Consider the following 25008-nt stretch of genomic DNA (forward strand, 5'->3'; position numbering starts at 1 on the left):
TTATTTAATTTTTAAAAATGATTTCAACTGCAGTGAGAAATAAATACTTAAAGATTTATGCTCATTTACTATTTTTTTAGAGTTCTAAAATAGCAAAACGCCCTGAAAGGTTCAGGGCGTATTATTAAACCATTCTTAATGGTTATTTAAACATGAATTAACGTTATTTTTGTTCAGAGTTTGTAGCTGTTTCAGCATCAGACTTTTTGTCTTTATTTTTTTTCTTCTTTTTTTTCTTTTTCTTCGGCTGTTCGATTTCGGCACCGTCTTCTATTGCTTGCCAGTATTCCAATTGATCCATGACTGCTGCAAAGATAGATCCTTTGGTGTAGCGACCTTTCTTATTCATTTCACCGACAGGGCGTGCCATCAAAATTTCGAGTGCTTGAGCAATATTGGTAATGGCATGAATATGGAACTGACCTGCTTCAACGGCATCAATCACATCCTGACGAATCATGAGGTGATCCATATTTTGTTTAGGAATAATGACGCCTTGTTTACCCGTTAAGCCTTGAAGTTTACATGCATCATAGAAACCTTCAATTTTGGCATTTACACCTCCAATTGGCTGAACTTGACCGAGTTGGTTCATCGAGCCTGTTATTGCCCATGATTGATCAATTGGAAGCTGGCTGATTGCAGAAATTAAAGCAGAAAGCTCAGCAACGGTTGCACTATCACCATCGACTTGACCATAACTTTGTTCGAAGGCGAGGGCAGCAGAGAAATGCAGAATTTGTTCACGGCCAAAGTGTGCTTTTAGGAAAGATGACATTAATAACACGCCTTTAGCATGTAGAGATCCACCGAGTTCAACACTGCGTTCGATATCGAGAATATCACCGCCACCTTGATATACGGATGCAGTTAAACGAGAAGGTAAACCAAATTCAACATCAGCATAATGGATCACAGACAATGCATTGATTTGCCCTAGGCGGTGACCGCGGGTTTCAATCAGTTGTGTACCACGAGATAAATCCTGCCAATAGAGCTCACGTAGATAACCCAAGCGATATTGGCGATGTTTTAATGCAGTATTGATATGCTCGGCAGTGACCATAGTATCGCCAGCTTTAAAAGCATGGTGATGTGATTCACGGATAAGATCGCCTAAGGTTGAAGCATGTAATGACAATGAGCTTTGGTCTTCTGCTTGACGGCTAGAATCCGTAAGAAGTGCCGCTAAAGCTGAACGATCAAATGGTAAAAGCTTATCGGACTGAACATAATCTGCGATCAAATGCATATAAGCTTGTTCATTTTCGTCATTACGTTGTAATGTATCAGTGAAATCAGCACGAATTTTAAAGACGCTACCGAGCTCTGGTTCAACTTCTAAAATCTCATAATAGATTTCAGGTTCTGCAAGTAACACGACTTTGACATCTAAAGGAATAGATGCAGGTTCAATCGAAATACTGCCCGTTAAGGTCAGCATATGCTCTAAAGAGGTGAGTTTGAGTTGACCTGATTTTAGTGCACGTTTCAAACCTTGCCATGCATATGGCTGTTCTAAAAGCTGTTCAGCTTCAAGCATTAAAAAGCCACCATTGGCACGGTGTAATGCACCTGGGCGAATTAAGCTGAAGTCTGTACTGATCGTACCTGTTTGGGTTAACTGCTCAACATGACCCAATAAATTATAATGCGTTGGGAAATCTTCAAAAATAACAGGCGCACCAGAGTTCGCTTTATTGCTAATTACGACATTGGCTTGATAACGAGCAGGAACGCGATTGAACTGAGATGGTGAGAAATCGATTTCCTCTTGCTCTAATACCGTTTCAACATTATCAATCATGTCTTCAGCATAGAATTTTAGATATTGCTCTAAACCATCAACATTTGGAAACTTGGTTAAGATCAATTCCATACGTGGCAGAATGACTTGTTTACCAATGTCACGATTCAATTCAGAAACCAAATCACGTGCTTCATCTTCCAAATCACCGATTTGCAGACCTAGGCGTTCAAGCTTTTTATCCATGTAGCGGATATTTGCTGCAATTTCCGAACGCTCTTTCGTGGATAAAGCATTCATGTCTTCTTGAGACATTTCTTGCACTTTGTCGTCTTTATAGTGAGTCGGAATAAAGCAATGTTCATCGTCTCGATTAATCAGTTTGAGATCAAGCTCTAAACCTTCTTTGGTCAATTCAATTAAAGCGGATTGTTGTTCATTGCCTGTTGCAACACGAATTTTTTCAATGCGGTTATGATAAGTTTCTGCGCTAAAACGACGTTCAAGTTGTTTGAAAATCACCTGCCATGTCTGATGCAACATAGTCTGGAACTTAGCACCTTGTCCGGCAGGGAATTGAAGTGCAATCGGATTACGTGCAAATTTAAAATTATTGACATACACCCAATCATTCGGTGTTGCCATAGTTTTGGCATGCTGTTGCAGTAAACGCTTAATCATGGTGCGTTTACCTAAACCAGCAGTTCCTACAGCGAAAATATTGTAGCCAGAATAAGGCAAGGCAATGCCGGCCTCTACCGAAGCCTTTGCGCGATCCTGACCCAAAAAGTTGTTCAGCGGTTTAATTCTTTTGGTTGATGCTGGAATTTTTGCAGTATTGGGTATATGGGTCAATTGTTCAGGTTTTAACGCTGTTTGATTCAAAGTTTGTTGAATTTCCGTTTGTTCAAATACTGTGGGAAATGGATTAACAATTTCTGCTGTTGGTGTTGGTGTTGGTGTGGTGGTGTTGGCTAAAGCATTAGAGTTAATTTGATCGTGTCTTTGGGTCACAGGTGAAATCCAAAACTATAAAGTACAATTGAAAATTAAAGGTATACAGGGTTAGGCGAAAATATCAAGTGAAGTTACAGGAAAAAAATGCAAAATCAGCACAATGGTTGCATAAAAAATATTGAATCCCTTGCCATTAAAGAGTTGAATAGCATTAATTAATTTTGCTGAAAATAATAACGCAATGACATCACAAACTTCCGGATGGAAATCGGCTTTTACTGCCTTTTTAGATCGTCGCGCTTTGATCATGCTCTTTTTGGGTTTTTCATCAGGGATTCCGATTTTTCTAATTTTTTCAACCCTATCGTTTTGGTTGAGTGAGGCAGGGATTCAACGCAGTACCATTACCATGTTTTCATGGGCTGCTTTGGCGTATGCCTTCAAATTTATTTGGGCACCGTTAATTGATAAATTACCGCTACCATATTTAACTCAGAAAATGGGTAAGCGTCGCAGTTGGTTGTTTGTCTCTCAGATTCTAGTAACTATAGCGATCTGTATGATGGCATTCACAGATCCAAGTGTGCATGGCGGAGATATTTGGTCGATTCCAAGTTTGACTTTCATGGCGATTTCCGCCGTATTTCTAGGTTTTAGCTCAGCGACACAAGACATTATTGTGGATGCCTATCGTATTGAGTTAACTCAGGATGCCAATATTCAGACGGTTTTAGCTTCAACCTATAATGCAGGCTACCGCATAGCGACCATTATTACTCAATTGGGGGCATTACTCTTTGCTGCATCCATGGGTACCGCAATGGGGAACTATATCTATGAAGCTTGGAAATCGACTTATTTATTAATGGCTTCATTGATGATCATTGGTCTGGTCACGACTTTGGTGATTCATGAGCCAGTAGTTGAAGCGAAAAAGAATAATTACGGTGCAAAAGATTATTTACAGTTGTTTGTTGTATTTATTGTTTCAACCGTAGTATTTGTATTTAGCTTTATCCACGTCGGTGGAGTAATTGAGCATTTTGATATTGATGATGCATTTTTAAGTTTTGTTGCTCAAGTCATTCGCTTTGTTAGCAGTATTGCGGCTGCGGTACTCGTGGTATTGGGTCTCACTAGCTCGAAAATCATTGATAAAACAATCGTGGTTGAAACGTGGCTTTCACCGATTTTAGATTTCTTTAAACGCTATGGCGTTAAGATCGCCTTTGCTATTTTATTACTGATCGGTTTTTATCGAATTTCAGATATTGTGGCAGGTGTAGTCGCAAACTTATTCTATTTAGATTTGAATTTTGACAAAGAAGAGATTGCTTGGTTTAACAAGTTCTTTGCGATCTTCTTTGTGATTTTAGGTGGCTTTCTTGGCGGGTTAATGGCACAGCGCTATAACATTATGAAAATGATGTTTGTTGGTGCAATCATTGCTAGCACGACTAATTTGATTTTTGTGGGATTAGTCAAATCAGGCGCTTCGATGAATGAAGTGAATTTACACGTCGGGCAACAAAACCTAAAAGTTCAGCCTGATGAAGTCGGTAATTGGACTTTAAAACTACCTGCTTCAAGCTTCCAGAATGTAGATCAGATTCAAGTACAATCGCAACCTGATGGTTTTGATCAAAGTCTGAAATTGGCAATTCCCGTTCAAACGTTTAATCCATCTGAGCCTTCACAGATTTATGTGCAAGCGATTGGCGGTGACAATCAACTCTATCAAGATGAGCGCAATAAAGATGTTATTGTTCGAGGTTTGATTTCGAATTTGTCTGGACATGACAAGTTGGAGAAGCTTCAAGTTAAGTTTGGCGATCAAAAACCAATGGATGCCAAAATTGATAAAAATAGCTGGAGTGTAGTGATACCGGGGGCGCAATTTAATACGCAAACTCAGCTCACAGCAATTGCCACCATAGATTCAAATCAACAGAAGCAAACACTAAATACAACGCATAGCTTTATAAATCATCAAGGCGTACAACCAAAATCTCGTATGAGCATGTCAGAGTTGTCAGCAGTCGATCTAAACAGTCAGAATGAGGTTGAATTAAAAGGGAAGGTCATAGTTCCTTACAGTAAAGTTTGGCTCGTGATGGGGATTATCTTTGATAATATGGCATCAGGTTTGGCTGGCGCTGTGTTTATTGCATTCTTATCAAGTTTGACCAGTGTTTCATTTACAGCAATGCAATATGCGATTTTTAGTTCGTTAATGTTGTTATTACCGAAAATGATTGGCGGTTATTCGGGTACAATCGTGACAAACTTTGGATATTCAACATTTTTCTTTATGACTTTCTTAATGGGTCTACCGATTTTGCTTTTAGTGATTTGGGTGGGTAAATTATTAAATCAGATGAAAAATTCTTAACTTAGCAAAAAGGTGATTTTAATGCGTATGTTACATACCATGTTACGTGTAGGCAATTTAGAGCGCTCATTGGCATTCTATACTGAAGTACTCGGTATGACTTTACTTCGTAAACGTGATTATGAAGAGGGTCGCTTTACTTTGGCTTTTGTGGGCTATGGTGATGAAGAAAACAATACTGTATTAGAGTTAACGCATAACTGGGATACTGCAAGCTATGAGCTTGGTAATGGCTATGGTCATATCGCCATTGCGGTAGATGATGCTTATAAAGCTTGTGAAGAGATTAAATCACGCGGTGGTAATGTCGTTCGTGAAGCAGGTCCAATGAAAGGTGGTGTAACGGTCATTGCGTTTGTAGAAGATCCAGATGGTTACAAAGTTGAGTTGATTCAACAGGATGCAGACGCACGTAATAACTAAGAAAAAATAGACTCTTAAATGAATTGTATTCATGTCGTGATGAAAATATTCACTTGATATGAATGCAGAGCATCGCCCAGCATCTGTTAAGATGGCTGGGCATTTTTTTGAAAATTAAAAATTAAGGAAGAGGGATATGCTGAAGCTTTTGGCACTTGATCGTTTTACGATACTTTTATTTGTCATGGTTATACTCGCCAGCATTTTACCTGTTTCAGGACACGCAGCTGAAATTTTTAGTGTGATTACCACAGCTGCGATTGCTGTGTTATTTTTTTTGCATGGTGCAAAGTTATCTCGTGAAGCCGTAATGCAGGGTTTAACACATTGGAAACTTCATGGCTTGGTTTTTGCGATTACCTTTGCTGTGTTTCCGATACTTGGATTGTTAGCAAGGCCTATTTTAGTTCCTATGCTTGGACAAGAATTGTATTGGGGCTTTCTGTTCATGTGTTTTTTACCATCGACAGTACAATCTTCAATCGCCTTTACTTCTGTGGCTCGAGGTAATGTAGCCGCTGCAGTATGTAGTGCTTCATTTTCAAATATTATAGGAATGTTTATAACACCGATTATGGTTGCCTTTTTTATACTGGGGCAAACAAGTCATAGCTTTGATCCAACTTCATCTATTATCCAAATTACCTTGTTATTGTTAGTTCCTTTTATATTGGGACAGATACTCAGACCTTATGTTTTTCCACATATGCAAAAAAGACCTAAAATCGTCAAAGTATTTGATCAAGGCTCTATTTTAATGGTGGTGTATGGCGCTTTTAGTAGTGCTGTAGTTGCAGGCTTATGGTCACAAATCAGTATGTCTACCCTAATGCTCTTGATTCTGGCATGTTCAGTATTGTTGACCTTGATTATGTTATTGAGTCTTTATATTCCAAAATGGCTTGGGTTTAATGCTACTGACCAAAAAACAATATTTTTCTGCGGATCTAAGAAGACATTGGCAAGTGGTGTGCCCATGGCGCAAATTCTCTTTATAGGGCAGCCGATTGGTATGATTGTATTGCCTATTATGATTTTTCATCAAATCCAATTGATGGTCTGTGGTGTTATTGCGAATTATTGGTCAAAGCAAAGCGAGCAAGATTAAATTTTGACTATTCCGTAACTTATATTAAAAGGTTTGCACGCAGATTTAGATTGTAGCGGGTAGGGTAAAGATCTATTTATTAATACATCTTTATCCGCTATAATATGTCCCAACTTGTTGTGCTTAGCTCTGACGGCATCCGTCTCGGTGGGCCAAAAGAATGGTCTGTTGTGGTGTTGATCTGCCATTAATGCAAATTAATGTGCTTTCCTCATTTGAGAGTGATCAATTGCGATGACAGCTAAACCTTCTTAACTCTTATGGAGAATCGAGCATGCGCGCCGATATTCACCCAAAATACGAAACTTTAGTTGCTACTTGTTCATGTGGTAACGTAATCGAAACTCGTTCAGCTCTTGGTAAAGAAACTCTTTATCTTGACGTATGTTCAGCTTGCCACCCATTCTACACTGGTAAACAGAAGAATGTTGACACTGGCGGCCGTATCGACAAATTCAAACAACGTTTTGCTGGTATGTCACGTTCTATCAAACGTTAATACTGCAAAATCAAAAAAACAGGCTATTGCCTGTTTTTTTGTGCTTAAATTTTGTATTTACAATGGAATATCCATAATGGCTTTACCTATTTCGAGAAAAGGTATTCAGCCATTATGAAAATACAAGACCCTTACTGGTCTTGTACGTCTGTTAAATGATCGAGTTTTTTCTGGAAGTAATCGCCCTGCAAAAGACGTGCATCGACATTCCAAGCGTTTGCAAATGTACCCATATCGTTCAAGTTCGGCAAAATGAATTCAATATCTTGAATTTCTTTGAATAGCTCTAACTTCTCTTGAACCGTTTGCAGGCTAGATTCATTGCCGAGCATTTCAGTGAATTGATCATCTAATTTCACGCATGATAAAGGAATATCCTTAAGAATGCTTTCTGATGAGAGTCCATGACCAAAACCACGAATTGAAATCTGTGCACCATGGTCGCGCAGCATCTCAATTGATTTTTTCGCTTCAATAATATTTTTAGAAATATCTTCTTCATCGAATTGTAAAATGAGAGGGCATTCTTCATGACTGCCAACAATCGTAATCAGTTTAGAAACCAAAGAACATAATTGTTGATCATTTAAAAGCGTGTGACGATTTAAATTGATGATCAATTTGGCAGAAGGGTACTGGGTAATAAAGTTATGTAATTGCTTACATGCTTCTACCATAATCCAGCGATCTACTTTAATTGATAATGCTTGGTCTAAATCTAATTCTGCAAGATTGCCTAGCTTAGTCCATTTGTTTTCAAAAATAACGCCACTGGTAACTTCGTAAGTATTTAAATTAGTATCCTGCTTGTCATAAAGTTGTTGATACTTCAGTAAAATTTCACCTTTATCTAAAGCTTTTTGGATTTGGCTTAAAACAGGTGATTCATTAAATGCAATCGGTTCCACAAAACTGTGTGATTCAGCTTGAGTGCTCATAGGCTCAAGCGAAAGTTTAGGTGAGGTAGTCGGTTTTGCGATATTTGCAATAACAGGAGTTACATCTGCGATAGACGGTGTATCTAACTCATCTAAACAAATATTTGTACTCAACGTATTCTGAGGTAGACGAGTGTTATATGCTGTTTCGACTAACTTGAAAAAATTGCTTTCATCTAAGTGCTGACTATCAAAGAAGCTATAGCCTAAACGAATGCTTTGTTGGTAGGTTTGATCGCCAATTTCAACCAATTGAGGTTTTTCAAGCGATAACAATCCAGTTAAACGTGATTTCAAAACTTCTTCAGATTCGGCTTGTATAACAGTTGCATACAGTGCCATTTCGATTTTAAAAACAGTCGAACTGGTTTGTTCTTTAATAAAATCAGAAAGTTTTTCAAAGTAACTTTTAAATGTATGCCAATCAGAACTTAATATACTGTCCGGACAGCTAGATAAGCTGAATAACACGATAGCATTGGCATTGGCGGGTTGATTCTTCACAAAACGTTGTAATTTTTGAATCACGGATTGGCTTTGGCTAGGCTCAGTCTGTGTAGAGCTGACGATTTGATTTGAGCTTTCTGTTTCAATAGTAATTTGAAGAGCATCTTCTTCTTGAGCTGCTAAAAACTCAAGTTTAAGAGGATTGCTTGATTGAGCATTTACATTGAGCGTTTCTATTTCAAAACGACCGAAGTCAAATTGACCTTGCGATATTTTTTTAAAACGGCTCTTAAAATCATTTACCTTTTTAGGCTGAAGGATATCGAGTATCGGCATACCGATTATGTCATCTTCATGTCCTATGCCGAACAGCGTTAAATACTCAGCATTGGCTTGAATATGAATGCCTTCTTGAATGACTGCAATGGCTTTATTTTGCTCAATCACAGACTCTTGTTTTTGGAGCTTAGCATTTTCTAAATCAGCAAGTAAGAAATGTTGGGATTGCAACACACGACTAAAGGAAAGCGCACGGACAGCACAGATATAGAATGCTTCACGATCATTGGCATTAACAACGTCGTAGATGCCTCTATGAATATAAGACTGATATTGATCTTTGGAATAGTTATCTGGTTCAAGGAGTAGAACAGGTGTATTAACTTCAGCAGTTGCTTGAATTAATGCTACTGCTTGCTCAATACGAATATCATAAGCACGACCAAAAACAATCAAATCCCAATGCTGATTCAGTTGTTTTTCAAAGTTTTTAATATCATCTAACAATAAAGCTTTAACAGAATGAGTTTGAGCTTTAAAAATATTTTCAATCTCATTAAAGCGAATTTGATTATCGTCAATGATCAGAATTCGCGTTTCTGAACGTTTGAGTTTTTTTGATAACAATAAATTTTTCACTTTAATGCTTCCCATACATCTTGCTGATTATTTGATAATAATGATTGTTGCTGAATAAACTGATCAATTAAAGGTTGTTGCTCATCATTGAGGAGTTCAAAATCAAATTGAGCAAAGCTTTGTGTAATTGTAAGTGTTTTAATTAAATACACTTTAATGTCTTGATCGCCCAAGCGCAAATAAATTGCTTGTTGTTCTTTAAAAAATGGCAAATTCGGTAAAATCAAAGAACTTTCAGTTTTATTGAGGTTTTGAACTTGTACTAGAATACACGGATGGAAATTCGCACTACTGCGTTCATTGAGTACTTTGACAGCACAAGGGTAGATGTCTTGAGCTAAAATTTCTAAACCTAATTCAAAAGATTTATTCACTGATTGTTTGATCCAGCGAATCACACCACCTTTCCATTTATTTTGGAAATTTTCATTTACTAAAATAAATTCACCTGTACGCAAGTTTTGCGGAGCTTCTTTATTAGACCAGCGCACGCGATAACCGTTGATACTGATGTCTAACACTTGGCTTTGGTACAGTTGCTTAGCTTGGCGATCTAAAACTTGAACTTGTTTCTTGAGTGAAACATCTTGAAAATTGGCAATTTTGGCATGAATATTTGATTCCGATTGCAGACCATAATTGCTATTCAACTGTAAAGTTTCATCGAAAGTCTTAGCTTTGGATAAATAAAAGTGCGCAGACAATAAGCTAAAGCACATTTGTAATTGCGCAGAATATTCATAACGTTCATGTTGACGTTCACTGGTCGAGCCAAGAACATTTTGGACATGAAACTTCAATGGTGCACTCAAATATACTTTTTCATTCTTCGACAAATATTCATTGTCTTTTTGAATGGTGAGATTCACGTGCTCAAGTAAACTTTGTGTCGAAATGAAAATGTCAGGTTTAAAACTTTCATGCTGTTTTCGATTGTAGACAGGCGGATGGTCTTTACTTCGATCAACAATATAACGAGATAGTGAGGTTTCTCTCGGTAGAATTTGAACCATCTGTGCCCAATCGAAACTACATTGATACAGCGCATAAATTTCAGAAGGGCGAATCTGATGTGTATTGAAAATTTCAAGCAACAACACTTGCGCATAGGCTTGTTGAATATTGCGAATTGCGTAATTGGTACCTTGCAATTGATTGATATTAATCAGTAGTTCTTGGTTTTTAAGGGCTAAGTCATATAGTGTATGCGTCATTAACCACTGCTTAGAAAGCGCAGAACTGTACAGCATTTGCTGCTGAACCAAGAGTAAACCTAATTGCTCAAGCGCATAATAGGTTGAAAGAATACGTGCGGTTTTCAGATTTTTTTTGGCAGTAAACTTAAATAAAGAAAATGTTTGTTGTTTCAGCTGTTTTTCACAACGCTGTGCAATATCAATATAAATATCAGCAAAATAAGTTCTTAAGCGCGTGGTTAATTCAATAATGTGCTTACTACGGTCTGAGTGAAATAAGCCTTGATTCAAAAAATTTTTTTCAAGGCTGACCAAGACATTTTCAATAATAGGATGCAAAGTCTGGATTAAATCAAATCTGAGTGTTTCAGCACAATTTAATTCAGCGATTTCGTATAAGGCTTTAAATACTGATTCTGAAGTATCGCCTAATTGCATAATCGAAAGCGAAGAAGCCCATTGTGAAAGTGCTTCAACATTGGCATCAGAAAAACTCAGTTTTTCTCTCGATAAAACTGTGGGGAAATGAAAAATTTCAGAAATTTGTAATTGATTCATCGAATGAGTCTCTAAAATGTTACCACTCCAAAAAGCGGTGTTTTATTTTTTTCTCCCGCTATTTCCCGAACGAGTTTCGGAACTAAATACCCCGGCAAATTTGCCAAAACTTCTGTATAAATTTGATTGATGTGTGTGGCATCTAAATCAAAATGTTGCGCACCTTTAACTTTATCTAATACGTGTAAGTAATAAGGCATTACACGTGCCTCAAAGAGGCGATAACTTAAATCAATCAAGGTTTTAGCAGAATCATTTACGCCTTTAAGTAGCACTGCTTGATTTAAAACCAAAATATTATGCTCAGTTAATAAACTGAGTTTCGTGCACGTAAAATCATCAAGCTCAGCAGCATGATTTGAGTGTACCACTAGAATAACACGTAGCCTACTGTTTTTTAATAAGGTAATTAGCTCATCATCGATACGATTTGGAATCACAATCGGTACACGTGAATGAATTCTTAAGGTCTGAATGTGAGGGATAGATTCAAGTCGTTCAACCCATTGCGCCAATTTGCGATTCGATAAAGTCAATGGATCACCACCACTTAAAATGACTTCATTGATCTCAGTTTGATTCATTAGATAGTTTTGAATATTCAACCAGTCATCGGATTTCGGTAAATTTTCTTGATAGGGGAAGTGACGTCTAAAACAATAACGGCAATGTACTGCACATGCACCGGTTAAAGTCAGTAAAAAACGTGATGAATATTTATGTAGAACCCCAGGGATATGGTTGGCAGCTTCTTCATCTAACGGATCTGTAACAAAATCGGGATGTTCTTGTAATTCTAAATGATGAGGAAGAACTTGTAAGAGCAGTGGATCAAACGGGTCGGCACAGTTCATTTTTTCAACGAACGCACGAGGAACACGTAATTTAAACTGTTCAGAGGCAAGTATTGCACCTGATAATAAATGCTCGGGTGAAAGCTGTAGCACTTCAAGCAACTCTAATGGATCAGTAATTAAGTTACTGAGTTGAGATTGCCAGTTTTGCTCTTGATACAAATAGTTTATCATGCCACGTGTAAAAAATGATGCTAGTCTAGCATTAATAGATTTAAGTTAGTAAGTTTGGAGCGTGCCTTCCATGGCCAATTATTCTACAAATGACTTTAAGCAAGGTCTTAAAGTAATGCTTGACGGCAACCCATGTTCAATCATGGAAAATGAATATGTAAAACCTGGTAAGGGTCAAGCATTCAACCGTGTAAAATTACGTAACCTTAAAACGGGTAAAGTATTAGAAAAAACATTTAAATCGAATGAAACACTTGAAGGTGCGGATATCGTTGATGTTGAAATGGAATACCTTTACAACGATGGCGAACTTTGGAACTTCATGGATCCAGTAACTTTTGAGCAAATCACTGCTGATAAAACAGCAATGGGTGATGCTGCAAAATGGTTAAAAGATGATTCAAATGAAAAATGCACAATCATGTTGTTCAATGGTGTTCCATTGTCAGTAAGTGCGCCAAACTTCGTTGTATTGAAAATCGTTGAAACTGATCCAGGTGTCCGTGGTGATACTTCTGGCGGTGGTGGTAAACCAGCGAAACTTGAAACAGGTGCAGTTGTACGTGTTCCATTGTTTGTTCAGCAAGAAGAAAGCGTTCGTGTAGATACTCGTACGGGTGACTATTTAGAACGTGCATAATGGTTGATTTATAGACTATTATCGAAGGGGTGATGAAAATCATCCCTTTTTTTTATGCCAAAGTCTTAGATGAATGGGGTAATGAGAAGAGTAAAGTTGCAAAGGAATACAGAAGTCACTCAAAAGTATAAAAAATTGAAGCTTCTGAATGCATTGAATATGAGGGTGTATTTATATGGAACGTATAGAACCGAAGTTAACAATAACTTCGAAAATAATTTGGTTAATGGTGGCCATCCTCGGCGCCGTTTCATTTGGTATTTTGGCTGTAAGTCGTGGTGAACACGTCAACGCAGTCTGGTTAGTGCTCGCTGCAATCTGTGTATACAGTATTGCTTACAGATTTTATAGTCTGTTTATCGCAACCAAAGTTTTTGAGCTTAATGCAAGAAGACTGACACCAGCGCATCGTTTAGCAGATGGTTTGGACTATGTACCAACCAACAAAGGCGTACTTTTTGGACATCACTTTGCGGCAATTGCAGGTGCAGGTCCATTAGTAGGACCTATTCTTGCAGCGCAAATGGGTTATTTGCCTGGAACAATATGGTTACTGGTGGGTGTGGTGCTGGCAGGAGCAGTGCAAGATTTCTTGGTATTGTTTATTTCAACGCGTCGCGATGGTCGATCGTTAGGTGAGATGGCAAAACAGGAACTCGGTTCTTTTGCAGGAATTATTGTCATGCTTGGTGCATTGGGGGTAATGATTATTATCCTTGCTGTCTTGGCATTGGTGGTGGTGAAAGCATTAACCAACAGCCCTTGGGGGGTGTTCAGTATTGCAGCAACGATTCCGATTGCATTGTTCATGGGCGTATACATGCGTTACTTGCGTCCAGGTAAAATCGCAGAGGTATCGATCATTGGTTTTGTGCTGATGATGCTGGGAATTATCTATGGTGAAAATATTGCGCAACATCCATATTGGGGGCAATTATTTACACTTTCAGGTACTCAACTGACTTGGGCATTGATCATTTATGGTTTCATTGCATCAGTTTTACCCGTTTGGTTGCTTTTAGCACCGCGTGATTATCTATCAACATTCTTAAAAATCGGTGTGATTGCAGGTTTAGCGATTGGTATTATTTTTGCCATGCCTGAACTTAAAATGCCGGCGATTACTCAATTTGTGGATGGTACGGGTCCTGTATTCTCAGGCTCAATGTTCCCATTCTTGTTCATTACTATTGCCTGTGGTGCGATTTCAGGCTTCCATGCTTTAGTATCATCTGGAACAACACCAAAGTTAGTCAACAACGAAAAAGACATTCGTGTGATTGGTTACGGTGGTATGTTGATGGAATCATTTGTTGCAATCATGGCAATGATTTGTGCAACGATTCTTGATCCGGGTGTTTATTTCGCGATTAACTCTCCAGCTGCCGTGATTGGTACGACCGTTGAGAGTGCTTCTGAAGCAGTACGTAATTTAGGCTTTGTGGTTACACCTGAAGCGCTCACTTTACTTGCTCAAGAAGTGGGTGAAAGTACGATTCTTTCTCGTACAGGTGGTGCGCCGACTTTTGCAATTGGTATGGCACATATCATTACAGAAGTATTCAATAGTCGTGAAATGATGGCATTCTGGTACCATTTTGCGATTCTATTTGAAGCTTTATTCATCTTAACGGCAGTAGATGCAGGAACACGTGCATGTCGTTTTATGGTTCAAGATACGGTAGGTATCGTTGTTCCTGCGGTGAAAAACTCAAAATCATTTGTGGGTAACTTGATTGGTACTGCGGTTGCAGTGGCAGGCTGGGGCTTCTTCGTGTATCAAGGTGTCGTTGATCCATTAGGTGGTATTAACAGCTTATGGCCACTGTTTGGTATTGGTAACCAGATTCTTGCTGCTATGGCATTGATGCTTGGTACTGTAATTCTGTTCAAAATGAAGAAGCAAAAATATGTTTGGGTTACGATTGTCCCAACCATTTTCTTATTCATTACTGCCATGACTGCGGGTTGGCAGAAGATTTTCCACGAAAATCCAAAAATTGGTTTCTTGGCTCAAGCCGATCGTTTCAATACAGCAATTGCAAACAATGAAATTTTAAAACCTGCGAAAAACATCGCTGAGATGCAAACCGTAGCATTATCGAACCAGATTAATGCTGCGTTATGTGCTTTCTTTATGATCGTCGCATTTGTAATGTTATTCGCTGCGATTAAAGTGATTCGTAAGGCATTGGCAAATCCAAATCCATCTGTAAATGAAGCTGAAGCGATTTATACAGATGAAGTACCAGCAGGAGAGAGCAAATGAGTTTGAAAGAACAAATTCGCCAAAAACTTGCACTAGGTAAAATCATTAAGTTTACGGTTTTGGCTCAGCCGAAGAAATTTTTGATGCTGAACGGTATTAAAACCATTCAACTGATTTGGCAGCGATTACAACAAAGCTTTCGTTTGATGGTTGGTGTACCTGATTATCAGACTTACCTTGAACATATGGCAAAACATCATCCTGATTTAGAAGCAATGGATTCTAAAACGTTCTACCGTTACTGCGTGGATGCACGTTATCCAAGTGCAGCAAATGGCATGAAAAAATGTCCTTGCTAAATAAATAAGTGTTTATAAAAAGCGGTACTTCGGTACCGTTTTTTTATTGTCAGACATGAATTAATCAGGTGTCATTGAATTGGAAAGAGTCACTTTAAATATGTATTTTTAGAATAGCTGATTTGTGCGAATGTACTTTTTAAATAAAAAATAAGTTAAACATAAGGGGGGATGAAAGTGCTCATTCGTCATTTAAACGACAAGTCCTATCTGTCTTTTCATTTATAATTCACTTAAGAATAACAACCGATAAAATGGATTGAATATGAAAATTGGTATTTATGGTGCAGGTTCGATTGGCTGTTATTTGGGTGGATGTTTAGCCAGTCAAGGTGTTGATGTGCTTTTTCTGTGCCGAGAGCGTATGTATGCCACACTGCAAAAAAATGGATTAAAGCTTACGGATTTTCATGGTAGAGAAGATTATATCGCTGCAGAACAATTAAAATTAACCTTAAATTCAAAAGACTTATTGGGTCTAGATATTATTTTTATTTGTGTTAAATCGGATGCAACTGAGCAAGTAGCTGAAGAACTAAAAGTATTAGGTGTTTCAGATCAAACTATTTTGATTAGTTTTCAAAATGGCGTAAGTAATGTTCCAATTTTAAAAAGCGTTTTACCGAAGCTACAAATTTTGGAAGGTATGGTGCCTTTCAATGTGTCGATGCAAGGCGAGGGACATTTTCATCAAGGGACGGAAGGTGCTTTATATGTGAAGTGTTTTCAACAGCAAGCTTGGTTGAGCACTCAATTTGAACATGCACATCTGCCTATTGAATTTTCTAGCAATATGCTTGCAGTGCAATGGGCGAAAATTTTACTCAATTTGAATAACGCTGTGAACGCACTCTCAGGCCAAGCTTTGCAAAAACAGTTGTCCAATCGAGCATATCGTCAATGTTTGGCAATGGCTCAAAAAGAAACATTGAAATTGCTCAAACTTGCGAAAATTAAACCTGCACAGTTGACGGTTGTTCCTGCAGGCGTGATCCCTTCAATTTTAAATTTACCCAATGTTATTTTTAAAATAATCAGTCGTAAGATGCTCGCTATAGACCCTCTAGCGCGTTCTTCAATGCAAGATGATTTAAGTACTGGAAAGCATACTGAAATTGATTGGATTAATGGTGAGGTGATTCGGTTGGCTGAGCAATTGGGACAAACTGCACCGATCAACTTGAAACTGGTGACTTTAATCAAAAATGCCGAACAACAAGAACACTATACACCGATGACTAGCCAAGACTTAAAGCGACATTTATTAGTAAGCTAACTAATCACATGTATCACCTATTCATACGGATGTCGAAAACACCCCAATAAAAATGCGGTATTCAAAAAAACTAAAAATGGACTAAATTTCTTTTATTTTTCAATGATTGATAACAGTGTCGTTGTAATCTTTGAGTATTTTCAAAAAACGTGTATGTTTAATCATGCACTGCTTTTTTATTGGGGAATAAAACGTGATTTGGGGTATGAATAAGGTTCAAAAACAGCCTTTATCTGAAACGGAGAATCAATTAAAGGAAAAAATAACATTCTACGCGGATAAAATTGATCTGTTTTTGAATCAAATCAATCAAATCATTTTAGATAAAGATCATCAAACAAAATTAGCTTTATGTTCTCTACTTTCAGGCGGTCATGTTTTATTTGAAGACTTACCTGGTTTGGGTAAAACCACTTTATCAAGTGCGTTATCGCATTTGGCAGGTTTGCAATTTCAGCGCATTCAATTTACCAATGACATGCTTGCGAGTGATGTGATTGGGATCAATATGTTCAATCAAAAAGAACATCAATTTGAGTTTAAAAAAGGGCCGATTTTCACCCAAATTTTATTGGCGGATGAAATTAACCGTTGTAGCCCAAAGACGCAAAGTGCGCTGTTAGAAGCGATGGAAGAGGGTATCGTGACCGTGGATGGCGAGCGTTATCATTTGCCGAAACCATTTTGGGTGATTGCAACACAAAACCCGCTTTTTCAAAGTGGGACTTATGCCTTACCTGAATCACAGCTTGACCGTTTCTTGATGCGTTTATCGCTGGGTTATCCTTCGAGACATGCTGAAAAAATATTATTACAACAAAATACCCGACAAAGTTTGATTTCAACTTTGACTCATATTTTTAGTGAACAAGATGTTTTAGAGATTCAACAGTTGTGTCAATCAGTGGCTGTTGGTGATCTCGTGCTGGATTATATTTTAGATTTAGCCAATGAAACCCGTAAAGGTCGTCATGGCTTATCTACACGCGGTGTACTTGCATTGAAGAAAGCTGCTCAATCACATGCCTTTATTGAAAAGAGAAGCTTTGTCACTGTAGATGATGTGCAAGCGGTATTTGTCGCAGTCAGTGCACATCGAATTGGATTGGGTGAAACAGAGACTTTGCACTTAATGCAACGTGTCGATGTACAAGGTTAAACATGCTGAAGAAACATTTTCGACAGTGGGTTTATAAGCGCTTTCAATTTGAAGATACTAAGCAGATTAAGCAAAAAGATGTGCTGATTTTTATTTATCAGCAAGGTTACCTGTACTTGGTGTTGATATTGATCACCTTTATAGCAGGGGTGAACTATGCCAATAACTTGATTTTGGGCTTTTGCTTTTTGATCAGTGCGATACTGTGTGTTAGCTTTTATCTGACCTTTAAACAATTACATGGTTTAGAGGTTGAATTGATCTACCCTGAAATTGGTCGAGTTGACGATGCCTTAACGATACAAGTTCAGTTGAAACAACCCATAGCTATCTCTAAATATCTTTATCTTAAAGTAGATGATCAACTCCATCCAATATTATTCAATGATGTAAAGCATACGCTTAATTTGAGTTTTATTCCGCTTGAGCGTGGGAAATTCAGCCTGCCTGAAATTCAGTTATTCTCAACCTATCCCTTGGGATTAGTCCGTGCTTGGACGTATTTTTTGAGCAAAAAAATTATATGGATTGCACCTTCAGCGAAGTTATCCCAATCTGAATCGCAATATGCTCACAGCACAGGTCAACCTGATCATGATGAGTTTAGAGAACTGCGTAATTATCAATTGGGTGATTCTTTACAATCCATTTCATGGAAACAAGCGGCTCGAGGTCAAGGTCTCTATGTAAAGCAGTTTGAGGATCATCATGATTTAAACGTGATTCAAATTGATTATGAAAAAATGCCAAGTTCAAATCATGAAGAAAAGTTAAGTTTGATGATGGGGCTCGTGGATGAGTGTGAACGCTTACAAGCGCAGTATTCACTTCAAATCCAAGGTATTGAGTTAGATCAAGGCTTAGGTAGTCAGCAGTATTTAGATGCTCAACGCATTTTGGCACAGGTGAATTGAAATGAAAATATCACTTATTGTGCCGATTTTTTTGAGTCTGGGGCTAATTCTGATAGCCCAAATTGCATTTTCTCCGCTTTATCTAAGTTTTGTCTTTGTACTGATGATGTTGGCTCTTTTTCTGCATTTTAAAAAGCAGAAACAGGATCAAAATGCTCAACTGTCAAAATGGCTCAAGATGGGATTGGTTGGTCTCGCCTTGGTTGCTATTTATCTCTCTTATGGAAGCTTTATTGGTGTTGAAGCGGGCACAGCAGCTTTGACGGTTTTCTTATTTGGTAAATCGCTTGAGCTTAAAAATAAACGTGACCTGATTATCTTCTTTAATTTTGCATTATTTGTCAGTGCGAGTTTATTTCTGTACAGCCAATCCATTTGGATGGCATTGATGGTGGTTTGTTGTTTAGTCAGCTGTTTATTTGGTTTGTACCGTATTCAAATAACTGAATTCAAACAAGTGCCTCAGAAGATCTTGAGTGCGGCTCGACATGATATTGGGCATATTTTTAAATTTATTGGTTTAGCCGTTCCATTTTTTATCATTTTATTTTTATTTTTCCCACGGTTTCCACCGCTGTGGCATGTCCCGATTGCTTCTGATCAAGGTGTTACGGGAATCAGTGATCGAATGTCACCTGGAGATATTGCGGAACTGTCGCAATCATCTGCTTTAGCATTTCGAATTATTGCTGATTTAAAACAATTGCCTGCACAACATGAGTTGTATTGGCGTGCAATGGTACTTGATGAATATGATGGTACCACTTGGACAAGCCATGTGAGTAATCAATATAGCTTTCAAATTAATCGTCAAAACTTAGATTCACAAGGGATTCGCTATCAATATTTGGCAGCAGATCAACGTCAGAAATGGGTGACGGGTTTAGAAAAAACTATTCCTCTAGAGCGCCGTTTAAACCTACATCAAGATTATTCAATTACCCCTAATCGTTTGGTACAACGTAATCAACCAATTTCGTTGCTCTGGGTAGGGCAAGATTTTAATAATGTAAACCTTGAATTAAATGATGCGCAAAAAAAACGATATACGCTTTATCCGCAACATTTAGATCAACAGGCTCAAGCTTTAGCAAAAAGACTATTTGATCAGAGTCAGTCAGATCCGAATCGATATGTTGAAAATGTCATTCAGTGGTATCAACAACAGCAATTTAAATACAGTTTACAACCAGGTCGATTAGGCAATCATCGTGTTGATGAGTTTTTATTTAAAAGCAAAGAAGGCTTTTGTGAACACTATGCTTCAAGCTTTGTGATGCTAATGCGCTATGTTGGCATTCCTGCGCGCGTAGTCGTGGGTTATCAAGGGGGACAAGCTGCACCAGATGAACAGAGTTGGGAAGTCCGCCAGCTGGATGCTCATGCTTGGACTGAAGTATTTTTAAATCAGCAATGGATACGGGTAGACCCGACATCGATTATTGCACCACAACGCCTAGATTTAGGGATGCAAAACTATCTGTCCAATGATCAAAGTGCATTTGGGGATGAACAATTTTCTAATTTTAAATATCAGCAGTTTTCAGCACTGAAAAAACTGCGAATTTGGAGTGATTACGCAAGCTTTCAATGGCAGGAGAAAGTCGTCGGTTTTGACTCAGAACGTCAAAAGAAATGGATGAGTTTACTTGGGATTAAATCAAATTATGCTTTTGGTATTTTGATTATTGCAGGCTTGTTCGCTGTCGGTGTGATTTATTATTTGGTATGGCGTTTTAGAACGTTCAATCAGCAAACGCGTATCAATCGTATTTTAAATCGATTTATCCAGAAACTTTCAGCAGATCAACACAATCGAAAAGGTGAAAGCTTTAAGTCGTGGATGTTACGTTTAGCACATGAAGCATCGTTAACTGAATCGAAGATAGTTGTTGATGAAAATTTTGACTTAAGTTCAGAGCTCGGCATGCTGACGAATTTGCATCATCAAATTGTGTATTTGAATCAGGACAGTAAAGAAAATTTAGATCAATTTGAATTTTTGCTGAATAGATATACAAATATATTGAAAATGCACAAAAAAACTTGTCAAAAAAATTAAAACTGAATATTATCGCTGTCATTCTAGGTTTATAGCTCAGTTGGTTAGAGCGCTACGTTGACATCGTAGAGGTCACCAGTTCGAATCTGGTTAAACCTACCAAAATTCAATGGTAGTAATTGTAAGGGTTTTAAGCGAAAACAGTAGCTTAAAGCCCTTTTTTTATGCGTATAATAAGATGTTCTAATTTCAGCCTAATCGGTTTAAAAGGTGAAATAAGCCGATTTAGCCGTAAAGTTTACGTCAAGATTACGTCAAGCATTTTGAGTTTTACGTCATGAGAATTCCAAAACCTCCTGAGCGAATCGCTGAGGAGGTTTTTTATTGTCGATCGTTTTCGAAATCAAAAATATTCAACCATCCATGAGTAAATTTCAGTTCTCTTTACTGAGAAATATGATCTAATTCTTTCTTTTATATCGTTGTTTAGTGTGTACTTAGTTTCAGGTCAACAAACGCTCCCTACTGAAAATCGAGATTACTGCGAATGGCATCAGCACCGTCAGCACTATGCATTGTGGTATTTGGAAATCGATCAACCTGAATTGATTGAATATTTGGATCAGATCAAACTACAGTTTCAAGATGAACTTTACGCGCCCAATTTGCGTCAATATCACATTACTTTATTTATCTGTGGGTTTTTAACAGAGCAAAAACAGTTGGATGATGATTTTCTCAAGTCTGAGCTTCAAGCTCAACTCACATTATTATTCAAAGAAAACTTAAAACAATTCCGCCTAAAAACAGGTGCTCTGAATAGTTTTGAAAGTGCATTATTTGTAGAAGTAGAAGATGGCACAAATTGTCTAAATCAAATTCGTGCAGTCTTTCAACGCTATAATGTTGAAATAGCTGCCTTAGAATATTGTCCCCATATCACTTTAGGGTTGTATAGAAAGGTGATTGCCAGTGATTTTATTTTTCATAAAATACAGGCACTGTCGCAGCGTTCATTTGAGTTGAATGTTGAACGACTAACTTTTGGGTATTTTCAAGCCAATGAGTTACAAGGTCGCTTATTTCCACTACAACAATTTAATTTGGAAAAGTCATGATTCATCTTTTTTTAGGTGGTGCTCGATCAGGCAAGAGCCGTATGGCTGAAGAGCGAGCATCTCATCTTCAGTATCCTGTGACTTATATTGCTACTGCCCAAGCTTGGGATGATGAAATGACTGATCGTATTCAGCATCATCAACAACAGCGCCCTCAAGATTGGACTTTGCTTGAAGAGCCAATCGAATTGGCTCAACAATTACAACGTATAGATCAAGCTGAACAAACGATATTGGTCGATTGTCTGACTTTGTGGCTGAGTAATTTACTCATGCAAAATAATGATGTGTGGCGTGATAAGTTGAATGAGCTTTATGAGGTGCTTCCAACACTTCAATCGAACATCATATTGGTCAGTAATGAAACCGGTTTAGGTGTTGTTCCGATGGGACAACTCACACGACAGTTTGTAGATGAATCTGGTCGAATGCATCAACGATTGGGGCAAATTGCGGATCAAGTGACGTTCTGTGTCGCAGGTTTTCCAATGAAGCTCAAATGACATTTGATGTTGTGAAGCTATCAGTAAATTGAGTTGAAAATTAAAAGCTTTAAAGCGTATTTCTAAAGTGTTGATGAAGGATGGAGAGAAAAATGGCGTGGTGGTTAGAACAGTGTCAAATACCCGATCAAATCGCATATCAAGCCGCATTGGATCATCAATTACAACTGACCAAGCCGACGGGTTCTCTCGGTGATTTGGAGCAGGTTGCAACTCAATTGGCATCACTACAATCAACATCTGCACCTCAGATAGATTTTCCATGGATTACAATATTTGCAGGCGATCATGGAGTGATGGAAGAGCAAATTTCTGCTTATCCACAAGCCGTTACACGTCAAATGCTACAAAATTTCACTTCGGGCGGTGCATGTATTAGTGTGATGGCAAAGCATTATGGTGCACATTTACAAGTGATTGATTGCGGCAGCGTTGGAGAAGCTTATGCCTATGCTGGCGTCGAGTGTCACAGCATCATGCAAGGCACGCAAAATTTTGCAAAAACCACGGCAATGAGCACAGAGCAATGCATGGCTGCGATGCAATTGGGATATCAAAGTGTAGAAAAAGCCATGGCTCAAAAAGCCTCTATTTATGTTGCGGGTGAAATGGGAATCGGAAACACCTGTTCAGCTTCGGCATTGGCTTGTTTACTGCTGAATGAGTCAGAAGAAGCATTGACTGGAGTCGGTACTGGGATCAAACAAGAACAATTGATTCGTAAAAAACAAGTGATTCAGCAGGCAATTACGTTACATCAAGATTGGGCAGGTGATGATGCTTTTAAAATTTTATGCGCTGTGGGTGGTCTAGAAATCGCTGCGATGGTCGGTGCATATATACGCTGCGCACAGCGTGGATTGGCCATTTTAGTCGATGGATTTATCAGTACAGCAGCTGCTTTAATCGCTGTACGTTTAAATGCAGATGTACGTCAATGGATGCTGTTTGGGCATCAATCAGCTGAATATGGTCACGCTCGATTATTGAAAGAATTGAATGCAAAACCATTATTGCAGCTAAATTTAAGATTGGGTGAGGGAAGTGGTGCGGGAGCAGCACTTGGCATCCTACGTCTTGCCTGTGTTTTACACAATCAAATGGCAACTTTTGCAGATGCTGAAGTGATTGGTGAGAAAGTTTAAGATGATGCAATTAGATCTATTGCGTCATGGTGAAACAGAGTTGAGTCATACTCTACGTGGATCTATTGATGATGCGTTGACCCCAAAAGGTTGGCAACAAATGCAAAGGACAGTAGATCTTGTCGAGAATGCCGATTGGGATGTCATCATTAGTTCGCCTTTACAACGATGTTTACATTTTGCAGAACACATGCAAAAACAACGTCAATGTCCATTGTGGATAGATGCTGGTTTAAAGGAAATGAACTTTGGGGATTGGGAAGGCAAAACAACGCAATGGATTTATGAGCATCATCCTGAAGAGCTCGCTAAATTTTGGGAAACACCTACCTATTATACGCCACCTGATGCTGAACCAATTACTGACTTTCATCAACGCATTGAAAAGAGTCATATTGAAATACAACAACGAATGCAACAACATCAATTTAAAAAGGCTTTGGTGATCACGCATGGTGGTGTGATCAAGATGTTTAAACTGATGACTCAGAAACAACCCTTAGATGATATTTTGAAAATGAGTGCGGAACTCGGGCAGTTGGTTTCTTTTAAAACGAATGAGCAGAATCAAATCATTTGGGAGCAACAGCAATGACTGCTTTTTGGATTGCAATGCAGTTTTTAACCGTATTCCCAATACAGTTAAAAAAAATGCCATCACCTCAACAAAATGCACAATCACTGCTGTTCTATCCTTTGATTGGTATGTTGATAGGGCTTGTTTTATTTGCGATTGCACTCACTTTAGTAAAACTGCCGATCATTCTACTCTCGACCTTATTATTGGTTGTTTGGATTTGGATTACAGGTGGATTACACCTCGATGGTCTCGCAGATACAGCAGATGCATGGGTCGGTGGTTTTGGTGATCCCGAAAAAACTTTAAGGATTATGAAAGACCCAAGCAGTGGACCGATTGGTGTGCTGAGTCTTTTGATCGTTTGTGTTTTAAAATGGTCTGCTTTGTATGTTTTGTTAGAACAGCAACAGCTCTGGTTACTCATTTTAGTTCCCATGCTTGCACGATTAAGCCCATTGATCTTGTTTCTCACCACACCTTACGTCAGGGCGAAAGGTTTAGGAACGGCAATGAGTCAGTATATTCCCCGAAAACTCAGTTATGTCATCATTGCTATAACGTTTGGGCTATGTGGCTTCATGGGGTTGTGGGGTTTGCTACTGATGATTTTTAGTACAATGACGCTGTGGTATTTGAGAGCTAAATTTGTTCATCGGATTGGAGGCGTTACTGGGGATACCATTGGAGCAACCATTGAATGGGTTGAATCAGTTGCGCTATTTACAATGGTGTGTTTATTGAGTCTGTATTAATAGATACACTGGTTTCAAGCCAAAAATATTGAATCTCATACGTTATGGTGCTGAGCTAATAAATTCGAATGCTGCATGTCATATCTAAAACCTATGATTCCAGTTTTCCGAGATTCATTCTGCTCATAAAAAATGCATAA

20 protein-coding genes and 1 tRNA gene are annotated in these 25008 nt (G+C 38.2%); 17 read left to right on the forward strand and 4 right to left on the reverse strand.

Annotated elements, in window-relative coordinates:
* Window positions 1-163 precede the first annotated feature (163 nt).
* Window positions 164-2761, reverse strand: coding sequence for a Lon protease family protein (locus AC5YDM_RS00270; RefSeq protein WP_496150126.1), 2598 nt, complete (start codon window positions 2759-2761; stop codon window positions 164-166).
* A gap of 184 nt (window positions 2762-2945) precedes the next feature.
* On the opposite strand from AC5YDM_RS00270, the gene AC5YDM_RS00275 reads away from it, so the two are divergent.
* The 4 genes from AC5YDM_RS00275 (at window position 2946) to rpmE (ending at window position 7126) form a co-directional block, all read left to right on the forward strand.
* The gene (locus AC5YDM_RS00275; RefSeq protein WP_496150127.1) at window positions 2946-5096 is read left to right on the forward strand and encodes an AmpG family muropeptide MFS transporter; all 2151 of its coding nucleotides are present in this window, start codon (window positions 2946-2948) and stop codon (window positions 5094-5096) included.
* A 21-nt stretch (window positions 5097-5117) separates the two neighbouring features.
* Window positions 5118-5519, forward strand: coding sequence for a lactoylglutathione lyase (gene gloA, locus AC5YDM_RS00280; RefSeq protein WP_496150128.1), 402 nt, complete (start codon window positions 5118-5120; stop codon window positions 5517-5519).
* Window positions 5520-5655: 136 nt separating this feature from the next.
* The gene (locus AC5YDM_RS00285; RefSeq protein ID WP_496150129.1) at window positions 5656-6627 is read left to right on the forward strand and encodes a bile acid:sodium symporter family protein; all 972 of its coding nucleotides are present in this window, start codon (window positions 5656-5658) and stop codon (window positions 6625-6627) included.
* A 274-nt stretch (window positions 6628-6901) separates the two neighbouring features.
* Window positions 6902-7126 (forward strand): 50S ribosomal protein L31, encoded by a 225-nt coding sequence (gene rpmE / locus AC5YDM_RS00290; RefSeq protein ID WP_004989885.1) that lies wholly within the window; start codon window positions 6902-6904, stop codon window positions 7124-7126.
* Window positions 7127-7257: 131 nt separating this feature from the next.
* Here rpmE and AC5YDM_RS00295 read toward each other — a convergent pair whose 3' ends face one another.
* From AC5YDM_RS00295 to epmB, 3 genes are read right to left on the reverse strand one after another with little or no spacing between them, the layout of a single operon-like run.
* Window positions 7258-9444: an EAL domain-containing protein gene (locus AC5YDM_RS00295; RefSeq protein ID WP_496150130.1), complete on the reverse strand. Its 2187-nt coding sequence runs from the start codon at window positions 9442-9444 to the stop codon at window positions 7258-7260.
* On the reverse strand, window positions 9426-11183 hold the full coding sequence (locus tag AC5YDM_RS00300) for a cyclic-di-GMP receptor FimW-related protein (protein WP_496150131.1): 1758 nt from the start codon (window positions 11181-11183) through the stop codon (window positions 9426-9428). The genes AC5YDM_RS00295 and AC5YDM_RS00300 overlap by 19 nt, the downstream gene beginning before the upstream one ends.
* An 11-nt stretch (window positions 11184-11194) precedes the next feature.
* Entirely contained in the window at window positions 11195-12211 is a 1017-nt protein-coding gene (gene epmB / locus AC5YDM_RS00305; RefSeq protein WP_496150132.1) for an EF-P beta-lysylation protein EpmB, read from the reverse strand.
* Between the two features lie 70 nt (window positions 12212-12281).
* Here epmB and efp point away from each other — a divergent pair, with 70 nt between their 5' ends.
* From efp to AC5YDM_RS00370, 13 genes are all read left to right on the forward strand, one after another.
* Window positions 12282-12851, forward strand: a complete 570-nt coding sequence (gene efp / locus AC5YDM_RS00310; RefSeq protein ID WP_496150133.1) for an elongation factor P — start codon at window positions 12282-12284, stop codon at window positions 12849-12851.
* Between the two features lie 175 nt (window positions 12852-13026).
* Window positions 13027-15120, forward strand: a complete 2094-nt coding sequence (locus AC5YDM_RS00315; RefSeq protein WP_496150134.1) for a carbon starvation CstA family protein — start codon at window positions 13027-13029, stop codon at window positions 15118-15120.
* A complete protein-coding gene (locus tag AC5YDM_RS00320; RefSeq protein WP_496150136.1) occupies window positions 15117-15419 on the forward strand; it encodes a YbdD/YjiX family protein in 303 nt (100 codons plus the stop codon). Before AC5YDM_RS00315 ends, AC5YDM_RS00320 begins: the two co-directional genes overlap by 4 nt.
* A gap of 265 nt (window positions 15420-15684) precedes the next feature.
* A complete protein-coding gene (locus AC5YDM_RS00325) occupies window positions 15685-16695 on the forward strand; it encodes a 2-dehydropantoate 2-reductase (RefSeq protein ID WP_496150137.1) in 1011 nt (336 codons plus the stop codon).
* Between the two features lie 205 nt (window positions 16696-16900).
* Window positions 16901-17854, forward strand: a complete 954-nt coding sequence (locus AC5YDM_RS00330) for an AAA family ATPase (RefSeq protein ID WP_496150138.1) — start codon at window positions 16901-16903, stop codon at window positions 17852-17854.
* Window positions 17855-17856: 2 nt separating this feature from the next.
* A complete protein-coding gene (locus tag AC5YDM_RS00335) occupies window positions 17857-18768 on the forward strand; it encodes a DUF58 domain-containing protein (protein ID WP_496150139.1) in 912 nt (303 codons plus the stop codon).
* 1 nt (window position 18769) lies between these two features.
* Window positions 18770-20830 (forward strand): transglutaminase TgpA family protein, encoded by a 2061-nt coding sequence (locus AC5YDM_RS00340; RefSeq protein WP_496150140.1) that lies wholly within the window; start codon window positions 18770-18772, stop codon window positions 20828-20830.
* Between the two features lie 25 nt (window positions 20831-20855).
* Window positions 20856-20932 (forward strand) — tRNA-Val (locus AC5YDM_RS00345).
* A gap of 329 nt (window positions 20933-21261) precedes the next feature.
* Window positions 21262-21888, forward strand: a complete 627-nt coding sequence (locus AC5YDM_RS00350) for a 2'-5' RNA ligase family protein (RefSeq protein ID WP_496150141.1) — start codon at window positions 21262-21264, stop codon at window positions 21886-21888.
* Window positions 21885-22391, forward strand: coding sequence for a bifunctional adenosylcobinamide kinase/adenosylcobinamide-phosphate guanylyltransferase (cobU, locus tag AC5YDM_RS00355; protein ID WP_496150142.1), 507 nt, complete (start codon window positions 21885-21887; stop codon window positions 22389-22391). The genes AC5YDM_RS00350 and cobU overlap by 4 nt, the downstream gene beginning before the upstream one ends.
* Before the next feature lie 92 nt (window positions 22392-22483).
* Window positions 22484-23536, forward strand: coding sequence for a nicotinate-nucleotide--dimethylbenzimidazole phosphoribosyltransferase (cobT, locus tag AC5YDM_RS00360; RefSeq protein ID WP_496150144.1), 1053 nt, complete (start codon window positions 22484-22486; stop codon window positions 23534-23536).
* A 1-nt stretch (window position 23537) separates the two neighbouring features.
* A complete protein-coding gene (locus tag AC5YDM_RS00365; RefSeq protein WP_496150145.1) occupies window positions 23538-24131 on the forward strand; it encodes a histidine phosphatase family protein in 594 nt (197 codons plus the stop codon).
* On the forward strand, window positions 24128-24868 hold the full coding sequence (locus tag AC5YDM_RS00370) for an adenosylcobinamide-GDP ribazoletransferase (RefSeq protein ID WP_496150146.1): 741 nt from the start codon (window positions 24128-24130) through the stop codon (window positions 24866-24868). Before AC5YDM_RS00365 ends, AC5YDM_RS00370 begins: the two co-directional genes overlap by 4 nt.
* The last annotated feature ends 140 nt before the right edge of the window (window positions 24869-25008 follow it).

It is taken from the genome of Acinetobacter sp. CY81 (assembly GCF_059515925.1).